Below are 12,711 nucleotides of genomic sequence, written 5' to 3'. Positions count from 1 at the left end.
CGGCCCGCCTGGTCGGATCCGGTGCCGCTTTCTCTATGGCTCCGGATACCCGATGTCGTCGCGGATGCAGGCCTTGAGGTGGCCCGGCGCGACTTCCCGCAATTGCGGCACCGCCGCGGCGCAGGCGTCGAGCGCCTTGGGACAGCGGGTGCGGAAGACGCAGCCGCTCGGCGGATTGGCGGGGCTGGGAATGTCGCCTTTCAGGATTTCGCGCTTGCGTGCCAGATCCGGATCCGGCGAGGGGATCGCGGACATCAGCGCCTGCGTGTAGGGATGCTGCGGGCGGGCATAGAGGTCCTCGCTGGTGGCGATCTCCATGATGCGGCCGAGATAGAGCACGATGACGCGGTCGCAGATATATTCGACGACGGCAAGGTCGTGCGAGATGAACAGCATGGTCAGGCCGAGGCGCTGCTGCAGGTCGCGCATGAGGTTTACCACCTGCGCCTGGATCGACACGTCGAGCGCCGATACCGGCTCGTCGGCGACGATGAAGTCCGGCGCGAGCGTCAGCGCCCGCGCGATCCCGATGCGCTGGCGCTGGCCGCCGGAGAATTCGTGGGCGTAGCGGTTGATGGCGTCCGGCGGCAGCTCCACCTGTTCGAGCGCCTTCCCGGCCCGCTCCAGCCGCTCCGCCCGCGAACCGATGCCCTGGATCTTCAGGCCTTCCGTCAGGATCTCGCCAATGGTCATGCGCGGCGACAGGGAGGCGTAGGGATCCTGGAAGATATATTGCATGCGCGGGCGCCGGCGGCGCAACTCGCCGCCCGAAAGCGTCGTCAGGTCGTCGCCGTCGAAGACGACCGCGCCGGCCGAAGGCTCGATCAATCTCAGGACCGAGCGGCCGATGGTGGTCTTGCCGCTGCCGGATTCGCCCACCAGCCCCACCACTTCGCCCTTTGCGATGTCGAAGGAGATGTCCTGAAGGATCTTCAGGGTGGCGCCGCGCGTCTGGTAGTGCTTGGCAAGGCCGCGGACGGAGAGGAGGGGCGCTTCGGTCATGCGGAAATCTCCTGCCAGCGGATACAGCGGCTGTCGTGACGGTCGTTGACAGGCAAAAGCGCGGGCATGGCCTGGCGGCAGGCCTCGGTCGCGAAGGGACATCGCGGCGCGAAGGCACAGCCGGCCGGAAGGTCGGCAAGGCTCGGCACCATGCCGGGAATGGCGGGCAGCTTTGCGCCGCTCCGTTTCATCTCGCTCGCCGTGCCGAGGCGCGGCATCGATTTCAAGAGCCCCATCGTATAGGGATGGCGCGGGGTCCTGAACACCTCGGAGACGGGGCCAGTCTCCACGATGCGGCCGGCATACATCACCGCGACCCGGTGGGCGATCTCGGCGACCACGCCGAGATTGTGCGTGACGAACAGCATGCCCATGCCGCGTTCGCGCTGCAGCGACTGCATGAGATCGAGGATCTGCGCCTGGATGGTCACGTCGAGCGCCGTGGTCGGCTCGTCGGCGATCAGCAGCGTCGGATCGCAGGCGAGCGCCATGGCGATGGTGGCGCGCTGGCGCATGCCGCCGGACAGTTCGTGCGGATATTGGCCCACCCGGCGGCGCGCATCGGGAATGCCGACCTTGTCGAGCAGGCCGACGGCCGCCTCGATGCCCTCCCGCCGGCCGAGGCGCCGGTGGACGCGCAGCGATTCGGAGATCTGGTCGCCGACGGTGTAGACGGGGTTGAGGCTCGTCATCGGCTCCTGGAAGACCATGCCGATGTCGTTGCCGCGGATCTGCCGCATCTCCTCCTCGCCGAGCGTGACGAGGTCCTTCGTCCTGCCGTCCTTGCCGCGGAAGCGGATCGAACCGTCGTCGATCACGCCGATCCTGCGGGCAAGCAGCCGCATGACGGAGAGGCTCGTCACCGATTTGCCCGAACCCGATTCCCCGACCAGCGCCACCGTCTCGCCGGGGCAGATGGCAAGATCGATGCCGTTGACGGCGGCGATCTCCCGGCCGCGCAAGCGGAAGACGGTCCTGAGGTTGCTGATCTCAAGAATGGGTTCGGACGTCATCGGCGACCTCAGGCGAGGAGGCCGACGGAGCGCAGGATCTCGTCGATCCTGCGCGTTTCGGCCTCGTTGAGCGGGGCGCGCGGACGCGCCATGACATTGGTGGAAATGATGCCGAGGCTGCGCATCGCGGTCTTGAAGCCGCCGACGCCGGTCGCACCCCCGCTGACGCGGCCGGCGGCGACCCAGACGATCTCGAACAGGCGGCAGAGCCGCTCCTGTTCCGTGCGGGCGGCGGCCCAGTCGCCGCGCTTTGCGGCGTCCCAGAGGCGGACATAGCCTGCCGGATCGACATTGGCGAGGCCCGGCACGACCCCGTGCGCGCCCATGGCGAGCACGCTGTCGACGACGATCTCGGACCCGGTCATCAGGAAGACGTCCTTGTTGCCCGCGAGATCGCTGAGGGCATAGCGGAAATTGCCGTCGTCGCCGGAGGAATCCTTCAGGCCGATGATCGTGCCTTCCTGCGCCAGCGTCACGACGGTCTGGCGGGAGAGCTTGGTGTGGACGCAGACCGGGATGTCATAGGCGATCAGCGGGATATCGACGGCGTCGCGGATCATGCGGAAGTGATCCAGCGTCTCGGCCTGGCTGGTGATGGTGTAGAAGGGCGCGGTGACGACCACGGCATCGGCCCCCACCTCCCTGGCGGTGCGGGCATGGCGGATGACGCGGTCGGTCGCCGGATCGATGGCGCCGGCGATCACGGGCACGCGGCCGTTGGCGACCTTCACCGTGTGCTCGAGGATCCTGCGGCGCTCGGCCTCGTCGTAGAACACCACCTCGCTGGTCGAGCCGAGCGGGAAAAGGCCGTGGCAGCCATTGTCGATCAGATGTTCGAGGACGCGCGTATAGGAGGCGTAATCGACAGAGAAATCGTCGTTGAGGGGGGTGACGACGGGAGGAACGACACCGAAGAACTTGGACATTTGCTTCTCTTTCCGGGGTTTCAATTGAGGTCTGCGCGGGGGTCGAAGGCGTCCCTCAGACCGTCGCCGATGAAGTTGATGGCCAGCACGGCAAGCACCAGCGCGCCGCCGGGAAACAGCCATTGCCAGGGATACTGTTCGAGCACGGCGGTGGAGCGCGCGGCATTCAGCATGTTGCCCCAGCTCGCCGCCGGCGGCGGCACGCCGAGGCCGAGGAACGAGAGGCCCGCCTCCAGCAGGATGGCGTTGGCGACCTGCAGCGTGGCGTAGACGACGAGGATGTCGATCGAATTGGGCAGGCCGTGGCGGAAGAGGAGGTGCCCGATGCCCGCGCCCATGCCGCGCGAGGCCATGACGAATTCCCGCTCCCGCAGTTCCAGCAGGCGCGCGCGGATCATGCGCGACAGGACCGGCCAGGACAAAAGCGCGATGACGACGACGGTCGACCAGATGCCGGAGCCGACGATGGAGGCGAGGACCAGAAGGAAGATCACCGGCGGCAGCGTCATGGCGAGGTCGACCGAGCGCATGGCGAGCGCATCGGCGAAGCGCCCGCCGAAGGCCGAGACCGCACCGACGAGAAAGCCGATGGCCGTCGACAGGACGACGGAGGAGACGGCGACCAGCAGCGAGATCCGCCCGCCTTCCAGCGTTCTTGCAAGCACGTCGCGCCCGACGCCGTCGGTGCCGAACCAGTGCGCCGCCGATGGGGCGGCATTCATCGCCAGGAGGTCGATGTCGTTGGGCCTGTAGGGCATCCAGAGGGGATAGGTCAGGACCGCGGCGAGCAGCGGAAGCAGCAGCGCCACGCCGACGAGGGCCGCCCGGTTGAGGAGGAAGCGGCCGGTTGCCCGCGCCAGCGGACCGGAGGAGGAAGGGGAGGCGGGCATTGTCATCTCAGGCTACCTTGAGGCGCGGATCGATGACCGCATAGGCGAGGTCGGTCAGGATGTTGACGACGATGACGCAAGCGCCGATGACGAGCGTGGCCCCCATGATGACCGGATAGTCGCGCGTCTCCACCGCGCTGATCAGAAGCAGGCCCATGCCCGGCCAGTTGAAGACGCTTTCGACGAAGATGGCGCCGCCGACGGCAAGGCCTATGGTCGAGCCGATCAGCGTGACGACGGGCAGGAGCGCGTTGCGCAGGGCATGCTTGGTGACGACCCAGAACTCCCGGACGCCCTTGGCGCGCGCCGTGCGGACATAGTCCTGGTTCAGCACTTCGAGCATCGAGGCGCGCATGTAGCGCATGATCAGCGCCGCATGGCCGATGGACAGCACGGTCGCCGGCAGGATGAGGTGGTGCAGGAGATCGCCCACCGAAAAATCGGTCGCCGGGGTGAGCATGCCGCCCGACGGCGTCCATTTCAGCCGGACGGAAAAGACGTAGAGGCCGAGCAGGGCGGTGAGGAAGGCCGGGCTGGAAATGCCGAGCAGCGCCAGCACCGAAAGCGAGTAATCGGGCACGGTGTTGCGGCGCACCGCGCTGAGGATGCCGCTGGCAATGCCGATGACGACGGCGATGGAGAGGCCGGCGCCCATCAAGAGGAGGGTGGGGCCGATGCGCGAGAGGATGAGGCCGGATACCGTCTCGTTGAAGCGCTGCAGCGAATGGCCGAGATTGCCCTGCGCGGCCTGCGACAGCCAGGCGAGATACTGCACGGGCAGCGGCTGGTCGAGGCCGAGCCGCGCGCGCAGCGCGTCCATCGCCTCCTTCGTCATGGCGACGTTGGGATCGATATAGGCATCGATCGGATCACCCGGCGTCAGCTGCAGCAGCGTGAAGATCAGCACCGTCAGCGCAAGCAGCATGGCGAGCCCGACGAGCAGGCGATGGAGACAGTAGCGTAACATGCGGGTTCAACACCTGATCGCGTGGCTGGCCGAGGGTGGCTTGTGGAAGGGCGCGGGGCAAGCCGTGCCTCAGACTGTCGACAAAGTCCGCAAACCTCTCCTCCGTCATGGTCGGGCTTGACCCGACCATCCGTAACCCCTGGAGGCAATCGGATCCTCGGGCCGAGCCCGAGGATGACGGAGTGATTGGAGCGATGTTTGTCATCAAACCGAGGGTGCGGGGCAGCCCGCGCCCTCTTGTCTGCGCCTATTCGGCGATCGACCACTTTTCCGCATGGGCCTGGTACGGGCCGCCGGCCGGCGCCGGGGTCCATACGAAGTCCTTGAGCTTCGAGGACACGACGCCATAGCGGTTGGCGACCCACATCGTCGCCCAGGGCAGCTCGGCATTGGTCGCCTTGCAGACGTCCTGGTAGCGGGCGTCGCGCTTAGCGTCATCCGTCTCGGCCAGGGCGGCGTCCAGCGCCTCCGTCACCGCCGCCATGCGGATGCGCATGATGTTGGCGCCGGCCGGCGGGATCTGCTTCTCGTTGAGGCCGATATTGATGTTCGAGGCATCCGGGCCGTTCTGCAGGCCGGCATAGATCAGCGGGTAGTCGCCGGAATTGCCCGACTGCTGGTAGACGATCGAGTTGTAGGTCGGCGTGTCGACGGCGCGCGGCACGATGTTGATGCCGACCTGCGCGAGCATGGCCTGCATGGCGGCGAGCACGTTGGTCGCCAGCGGCGAGGTGTAATAGGTCAGGATCGTGACCGGCTTGTCGCCGTTGATCTTGTCCCAGCCCGCCTCGGCGAGAAGCTGCTTGGCCTTTTCCGGGTCGTAGCCATAGCTCTCGATGCCCTGCGGCACGAGCTGGTCGGCGACATAGACGCAGTTGGCAGGCTTGGCCGCCCCGCCATAAAGGCTCTGGATGATGGCGTCGCGGTTGATCGCGTACATGAAGGCCTGCCGGATGCGCAGGTCCTGCCAGAGCGGCACCTCCTGGTTGAAGCCGACATAGTTGACGACGTAGGAATCGCCCTCGATCACCCGGAAGGCGCTGTCGCCGCTGAAGGTCGACACATCGTTGGAATCGACATAGGTGAACTGGATCTCGCCCGACCGGAGGGCCGCGATGGCGGCGGCGGGGTCGGCGAAGTAGCGGTTGATCAGCTTGTCGGCCGCCGGCTTGCCGCCGTGGTAGTCCTGATTGGCGGCGAGTTCGACATACTGGTCGGCGACATATTTGGTGAACTTGAACGGGCCGGTGCCGATCGGCGTTGTGGACCACCAGGCATGTTTTGCGATCTGCTCGGGAGGGATCGAGGCAAGGGCGTGTTCCGGCAGCATCATCACCTTGGTCAGGGTGTCGAGCATGCTCGGCGACGGCGCCGACAGGGTGATCACGACCGTGCGGTCGTCCGGCGCCTCGACGGACTGGACGACGCCGAGGCGCGCGGCGAAGACCGAGCCGGCCTTGTCGTTGCGGGCGAGATCGAGCGTGAAGCGGACGTCCTTCGCGGTGAACGGCTGGCCGTCATGCCATTTGGCCTCGGCAAGCTTGAAGGTGTAGGTCTTCTGGTCGGCGCTGACCTCGTAGCTGTCGGCCAGCGCGCCGATGACCTTCGTCAGCTTGTCGTCGTAGATGACCAGCGGCTCGAAATAGGTGACGAGCCAGGTGAAGCCGCTCGTCGCCGCCAGCGGATTGAAATTGCCCTGGAAGCCGCCCGGGCCGACGTCGAAGCCGCCGGAGATCGTGCCGCCTTCGGCGCGTGCCTGGCCCGGCGCCAAGGGCAAGGCGCCGAGCAGCGCCGCCGAAACGGCAAGCGCAGACAATGTGGTCTTCAGATTCATGTCATCCTCCCTGATGAAACGGTGGTCTTGTTGTCGGCGATCACGCGGGTGATGCCGGCATAGTGCTTGTCGAGCCGGTCCCGGGCGCCGGCATGGTCGCGCGCCTCCACGGCGTCGACGATGGCGGCGTGGTCGCGCCAGGTCTGCATGGGGTCCGTATTGTTGAGATTGACGAAGTCGGATGCCTTGTAGAAGGCCAGCCAGAACACCTCGATCAGCCGCAGCAGGACCTCGTTCTGCTGGCAACGGAAGAGCAATTGGTGGAAATGCCGGTCCTCCTCGGGAAAGCTCTCGCCGCGCTCCGCCCGGACCCGCATCCGCTCGACGGTCTCGCGCAGCTCGCGGATATCGTCGGCGCCGATGACCTCCAGCGTCCGCCCGATCAGGCCGACCTCGAGCGTGCGGCGGATGGTGATGACCTCCTCGATCTGCTTCAGCGCGCCGCCGAGGCCATAGGCGAGGTTTTCCAGCAGCGGCTCGAAGGAGAACGCCTTGACGAAGACGCCGATGCCGCGGCGCGATTCCAGCACGCCGACGGATTCCAGGGCCTTGATGCCCTCGCGCACCGAATTGCGGCTCACCCCGAGCTGGGTGGCAAGCTCGCCTTCGGGCGGCAGGGGCGCGCCCGCATCGAGGTGGTTGTCCTCGATATAGCTGCGCAGGCTTTCCTGCACCGAGACATGCAGGAGGGGCGCGCGCTTCAGGGGCTTGATCGACTTCACGTTCATCTTCGTCTCCGGTTGCCTTTTTGACTCCGAAAAGACAGTGGCCCTACATTTATCCACTTGTAGGATATCTGTCAATTGGATATTGAAATTGCCAATAAGCGGTTCACTTCACGGATACTTCAAATCGGTCTCCCGGCGAAGCGCAAACCGCACCGGCCACGCCGCATGGCCCCGCCGACGCGCCTTCAACGACACGGCCCAGCGGGGGCCGCACGGGACAGGGAAGACCCTCGATGCACGACCTCAAGTCCATTCTCGCGCGGTTGAAGGGGAGGCTGATCGTCTCCTGCCAGCCGGTTCCCGCCGGCCCGTTCGACACCGTGGCATCGGTGGTGGCCTATGCGCGGGCCGCCGAAAGCGCCGGCGCGGCCGGATTGCGCATCGAGGGCTGTGCCAATGTCGCTGGCGTCGCCGGGGCGAGCCGGCTGCCGGTCATCGGTCTCGTCAAGCGCGATCTCGACGGCAGCCCCGTGCGCATCACGCCGCTCCTGTCGGATGTCGCGGCGCTTGCCGAGGCGGGTGCCGCCATCATCGCGGTCGATGCGACGGACCGTCCTCGCCCGGTCTCCGTGCCGGCGCTGATCGCCGAGATCAAGCGGCACGGCCGTCTCGCCATGGCCGATATCGCCACGGAGGACGAGGCGCGCGCGGCCCTTGCGGCCGGTGCCGATATCGTCGGCACCACCATGTCGGGCTATGCCGGCCCCGGCCCCGTGCCGAAGGAACCCGACCTCGGCCTCGTGGCCCGCTGCGCCCGGCTCGGCGCGCCGGTCTTCGCCGAAGGGCGCTACAACACCCCGGAAGCGGCGGGCGCGGCCATCCGCGCCGGTGCCGATGCCGTGGTGGTCGGATCGGCGATCACGCGGCCGGAACATGTGACGGCATGGTTCCGGCAGGCGGTCGAGACGGCAGCGCGCCCGCCCGCGCCCGTGCTTGCCTTCGACATCGGCGGCACCAAGACGCTTGCCGCCCTCGTCGAAGGCAGGACGATCCTCGACCGCCGCGTGATACCGACGCCTGCCGTCGTCGGAGGAGACGCCTGGAGCGACGCCATGGCCGGGCTCGTGGCAGGCTGGGGCGGCCGATACGCCCGTGCCGCCGCCGCCGTCACCGGCCTTGTCGCCGGCGGCGCCTGGTCGGCGCTCAACCGGGAGACGCTGGATATCCCGCGGGAGTTTCCGCTTGCCGGCAAACTTGCCGCAATCCTCGGCATGCCCGTCGAGATCCTCAACGACGCCCAGGCCGCGGCCTGGGGCGAATATCGCTTCGGCGCGGGGCAGGGGCGCGACATGGCTTTCCTGACCGTGTCGAGCGGCATCGGCGGCGGGCTCGTCCTTGACGGCCGGCTGCGCCGCGGCGCGCGCGGGCTCGCCGGCAGCCTGGGCCAGCTTCCGGTTGTCCTTCCGGGCGAAAGCGTTCGCCTGGAAACCCTGGCATCGGGCTTCGGCATGGCCCGGGCGGCGCGCGCGGCCGGCCGCAACGGCGATGCGCGAACGGTTCTGGCGGCCGCCGGCGCGGCCGAGGCCTGGGCTGAGGACATTCTCCATACCGCGACGAAGCGGCTCGCCGCTGCCATTGCGGGCCTCCAGGCCATCGTCGATCCCGAGCGGATCGTCATCGGCGGCGGCGTCGGGCTTGCCGATGGTTTCCTCGACGGGCTGCGCGAAGCCCTGCGCGCCCATCCCGAGGTCTTGGTGCCCGAACTCGCCCTGGCGGAACTGGGTGCGGATGCCGGCATCATCGGCGCCGCCGATATCGCGGCGTCGGCGCCGTGAGCGGCAACGGTCTTTGAAGGAGAGGAGAAATGCATGTCTGTTTCCATGCCGACACGATCGCTCCGGGCGGGCTTGGCCGTTCTGGCCCTGTCGACGGGGGCGGCCATGGCCGCTGAAACCTGGCCGGACCTGCCCGCCCCGGTGAAGAACGGCATTGCCGCCCGCGTCGGCGACATGGCCTTTGTCGGCCTCGGCTCGGCCGGAACCGACCTCTACGCCCTCGACCTGTCCGCCCCGGCCGCGGGCTGGCAGAAACGCGCATCCTTTATCGGCCCCGCGACGAACGGCGCGGCCGTCGCCGTTTCCGCGACGACGATCTACCTGTTCAGCGGCAATGGGAAGGCGGCCGAGGACGACCGGTCCCCGATCATCTTCGACACGGTCTATGCCTATGACACGCAATCGGACCGCTGGTCGAAGCGCGGCACGAAGACGCCGGCCGGGCTTTCCGGCGCAAAGGCCGTTTCGCTCGGCGACGGCCGCATCGCCCTTGTCGGCGGCTACAACAAGGCGCTCTTCGACACCTACCTCGCCGAGACCGGCGCCATCGACAAGGAGGCGGATCCGGAAGGCTTCCGGGCACTCGTCGCGTCCTATATGGGCATGGAGCCGAAGGCGTACCGGTGGAACGACAAGCTGCTGGTCTACGACCCTGCCGCCAACCGCTGGGGTTCGCTCGGCGACAATCCGTACCTGCCGAACTGCGACCCCGCTTTGGTGGCGGAGGGCGACGGCCGGTTCCTGGTGATGAGCGGGGAAATCAAGCCCGGCCTGCGCACGCCGGAGGTGAAGCGCGTCGAGATCAAGGGAGCGTCCGCCGTCTGGACGAAGCTTGCCGATCTCCCGCCGGCCCTGCCCGGGCAGCGGCAGGAAGGGGTGGCCGGTGCCTATGCGGGCATCGTCGGCGGCGATGTCCTTCTTGCCGGCGGCGCGAATTTCCCGGGCGCCAGGGCGAATGCGCAGGCCGGCCGCTGGTTCGCGCATGACGGCCTGAAGAAGGGCTGGCGCGACGAGGTCTATGTGCTTGGCGGGACGAGCTGGAAGCTTGCCGGACGGCTGCCGCGCGGTCTTGCCTATGGCGCCTCCTTCGCCGTGCCCGGCGGCCTCCTGATCGCCGGCGGCGAGGACGGCGATGGCATGCCGCGGGCGGACGTCTTCCTGCTCAGGTGGGACGGGCGGAACACGTCGATCGAAAACTGACGGCTCTTCGGAGAAGCGGACGGATCGCAGAACGGTCTTGCCCTCGACCGCGGGCTGTTGCAGTGCCGCCGCCGCCGAATGCCCCCTCGCGATGCGGCGTGCATGGCGGATTTTTCCCGATGGTGTGTTCTGGTAAGGTGTGCATCCCTACGGAGAGGTTTCGTGAAGATGCTCGAAACGCGCTATGCCAGAAGCGGGAACCTCCACATCGCCTATCAGGTCGTCGGCCAGGGCGCACTCGATCTCGTCCTCGTGCCGGGCTTCATCTCCAACCTCGAACTGAACTGGGAAGATCCCGGCTACAGCCGCCTGCTGAAGCGGCTCTCGGCATTTTCACGCGTGATCCAGTTCGACAAGCGCGGCACCGGCCTCTCCGACCCGGTCGATGCCGCCGCGCTGCCCGATATCGAGGCGCGGATGGATGACGTGCGCGCCGTGATGGACGCCGCCGGGAGCGGCCGGGCCGCGATCCTCGGCGTCTCGGAGGGGGTGCCGATGGCGATCCTCTTCGCCGCCGCCTGCCCGGAGCGCACGCGCGCCCTTATCCTCTATGGCGGCTATGCGCATTTCAAGAGCTGGGTGATGGACGAGACGGCGCTCGAGCAATTCATGGGGATGCTGGATGCAGGCTGGGGCAGTGGCGCCACGCTGAAGAGTTTTGCGCCGCGACTGGTGAACGACAAGCGTTTCGCCCCGTGGTGGGCACGCTTCGAGCGCCTGTCGGCAAGCCCTGCCGCCGCGATCTCGCTGGCGCGCATGAATGCCGCGATCGACGTGCGTGGCGCCTTGCCGGCCGTGAACGTTCCGACGCTGCTTATCCATCGCTGCAACGACGCCCATGTCAGCCCCGATGGCAGCCGTTACCTCAAGGCGCGGATCGCCGGTGCCCGGCTGGTCGAGATACCCGGCAGCGACCATCCGGTCTGGACCGGCGACGTTGACCGCATCGCGGACGAGGTCGAGGAGTTCCTGACCGGCGCGCGGCCGGTAACGGAGGCCGACCGCGTGCTTGCCGCCCTTCTGGTGGCGCGTATCGACGGCGCGGAGCGGCTTGCCTCCCGTCTTGGGGATCGGGCATGGTCGAAGTGTACCGAGGATTTTCAGGCCGCGGCCTTCACCGCGGCGGAGCGGCTGGGGGCACGGTGTCTGCGCTGGGACGGCGACCGGCTCGTCGCGCGCTTCGACGGCCCGGCCCGCGCTGCCCGCACGGCGCTCGCGCTGAGGGATGCCGGTGCGGTGCTCGGGCTTGCCCTGGCGCAGGGCGTGCATGTCGGCGAAATCGAGATCGGCGGCGAGACGATGACGGGGCTTGCAGTGCAGGTCACCGAGCGTATCGCGGGCCTGGCCGGATCCGGCGAGATCATGGCCTCCTCGCTTGTGGGGGAGCTGAGCGCCGGCTCGGGCCTGCATTTCGCCGCGCGCGGCGTGATGGAGGTCGAAGGCCGGAGCCATCCGCTGGAGATCGTCCTGGTGGTCGCCGAGCAGCACCTGGAACCCGCAGTGCCGAAGAAAGGCCCCGCACCGTCGCTCGCCGTGCTGACCGCGCGCGAGCGCGAAATCCTCGCCCGCGTCGCCGATGGCATGAGCAACCCCGCGATCGCCGCCATGCTGGTGCTGAGCGAGCACACCGTGAAGCGCCACGTCGCCAACATCCTCACCAAGCTCGACCTTAGCTCGCGCGCCGCGGCGGCGGCATTTTCCGCCGGCCAGAAAGACCGCTGACCGCTGGCCCGGCAGAGCCATGCGCGGCATGGCGCTTTCGGGCGAAGCGGCGCGAACGGCAAGATCCTAGGGTGGCGGCATGCATTCCCCGTGGCGGCGGTCGCCGGAGGGAAGAGCCGAGGGAGACAGGAAAATGACACCGATCAGGACATGCTTGATCTTTGCCGCCGCGTTGACGGCGGGTATCGCGCTTGCCGCGCCGCTGCACGCCGACGACGGCTCGGCGGCCGCCTACAAGGATATCGAGGCGACGCTCGGCCAGGTGCCCGCCATGTTCAAGGCTTTCCCGGCGGTCGGCATTGCCGGCGCCTGGACCGAGTTCAAGTCGCTGCAGCTCAATCCCGATACGGCGCTGGACGGCAAGACGAAGGAGCTGCTCGGGCTGGCCGTGTCGTCGCAGATCCCCTGCCAGTATTGCGTCTACTTCCACACGGCGGCGGCAAAGCTGAACGGCGCGACGGATGAGGAGATCCGCGAGGCGGTGGCGATGGCCTCGATCGTGCGGCACTGGTCGACGGTGCTGAACGGCCTGCAGGTCGATCCGGCGACATTCCGGCAGGAGACGGACGATATCCTCGCCCGCGCCGCCCGGATGGCGAAGACGGCGCCCTAGGCGGCGCTGCAATTCCCATCGCCGCGACAGGCGGCCAAAGG

The 12,711-nt window shown here is 67.8% G+C and carries 11 protein-coding genes; 4 read left to right on the top strand and 7 right to left on the bottom strand.

The window, feature by feature from the left end; genetic code table 11:
• Window positions 1-33: 33 nt before the first annotated feature.
• The 7 genes from AABQ55_RS17755 to AABQ55_RS17725 all read right to left on the bottom strand — a co-directional run bounded on the left by AABQ55_RS17755 (window position 34) and on the right by AABQ55_RS17725 (window position 7,360).
• Window positions 34-1,002 (bottom strand): ABC transporter ATP-binding protein, encoded by a 969-nt coding sequence (locus tag AABQ55_RS17755; protein WP_272805951.1) that lies wholly within the window; start codon window positions 1,000-1,002, stop codon window positions 34-36.
• Window positions 999-2,015, bottom strand: a complete 1,017-nt coding sequence (locus AABQ55_RS17750) for an ABC transporter ATP-binding protein (RefSeq protein WP_272805950.1) — start codon at window positions 2,013-2,015, stop codon at window positions 999-1,001. Before AABQ55_RS17750 ends, AABQ55_RS17755 begins: the two co-directional genes overlap by 4 nt.
• A gap of 8 nt (window positions 2,016-2,023) precedes the next feature.
• Window positions 2,024-2,941, bottom strand: coding sequence for a dihydrodipicolinate synthase family protein (locus tag AABQ55_RS17745; protein ID WP_272805949.1), 918 nt, complete (start codon window positions 2,939-2,941; stop codon window positions 2,024-2,026).
• A gap of 20 nt (window positions 2,942-2,961) precedes the next feature.
• Window positions 2,962-3,831, bottom strand: a complete 870-nt coding sequence (locus tag AABQ55_RS17740; RefSeq protein ID WP_272807492.1) for an ABC transporter permease — start codon at window positions 3,829-3,831, stop codon at window positions 2,962-2,964.
• Window positions 3,832-3,838: 7 nt separating this feature from the next.
• The gene (locus AABQ55_RS17735) at window positions 3,839-4,798 is read right to left on the bottom strand and encodes an ABC transporter permease (RefSeq protein WP_272805948.1); all 960 of its coding nucleotides are present in this window, start codon (window positions 4,796-4,798) and stop codon (window positions 3,839-3,841) included.
• 247 nt (window positions 4,799-5,045) lie between these two features.
• The gene (locus AABQ55_RS17730) at window positions 5,046-6,632 is read right to left on the bottom strand and encodes an ABC transporter substrate-binding protein (RefSeq protein WP_272805947.1); all 1,587 of its coding nucleotides are present in this window, start codon (window positions 6,630-6,632) and stop codon (window positions 5,046-5,048) included.
• Window positions 6,629-7,360, bottom strand: a complete 732-nt coding sequence (locus AABQ55_RS17725; RefSeq protein ID WP_244766902.1) for a FadR/GntR family transcriptional regulator — start codon at window positions 7,358-7,360, stop codon at window positions 6,629-6,631. The genes AABQ55_RS17730 and AABQ55_RS17725 overlap by 4 nt, the downstream gene beginning before the upstream one ends.
• A gap of 233 nt (window positions 7,361-7,593) precedes the next feature.
• Here AABQ55_RS17725 and AABQ55_RS17720 point away from each other — a divergent pair, with 233 nt between their 5' ends.
• The 4 genes from AABQ55_RS17720 (at window position 7,594) to AABQ55_RS17705 (ending at window position 12,670) form a co-directional block, all read left to right on the top strand.
• Entirely contained in the window at window positions 7,594-9,135 is a 1,542-nt protein-coding gene (locus AABQ55_RS17720) for a putative N-acetylmannosamine-6-phosphate 2-epimerase (protein WP_272805946.1), read from the top strand.
• Window positions 9,136-9,168: 33 nt separating this feature from the next.
• Window positions 9,169-10,335: an N-acetylneuraminate epimerase gene (locus AABQ55_RS17715; protein ID WP_272805945.1), complete on the top strand. Its 1,167-nt coding sequence runs from the start codon at window positions 9,169-9,171 to the stop codon at window positions 10,333-10,335.
• Window positions 10,336-10,503: 168 nt separating this feature from the next.
• A complete protein-coding gene (locus AABQ55_RS17710; protein WP_272807491.1) occupies window positions 10,504-12,057 on the top strand; it encodes an alpha/beta fold hydrolase in 1,554 nt (517 codons plus the stop codon).
• 133 nt (window positions 12,058-12,190) lie between these two features.
• A complete protein-coding gene (locus AABQ55_RS17705; protein ID WP_272805944.1) occupies window positions 12,191-12,670 on the top strand; it encodes a carboxymuconolactone decarboxylase family protein in 480 nt (159 codons plus the stop codon).
• Window positions 12,671-12,711 lie beyond the last annotated feature (41 nt).

The sequence above is a fragment of the Shinella sp. WSD5-1 genome (assembly GCF_963942435.1).
Classification (GTDB): domain Bacteria; phylum Pseudomonadota; class Alphaproteobacteria; order Rhizobiales; family Rhizobiaceae; genus Shinella; species Shinella yambaruensis.
This window is presented reverse-complemented; position numbering and strand designations above follow the sequence as displayed.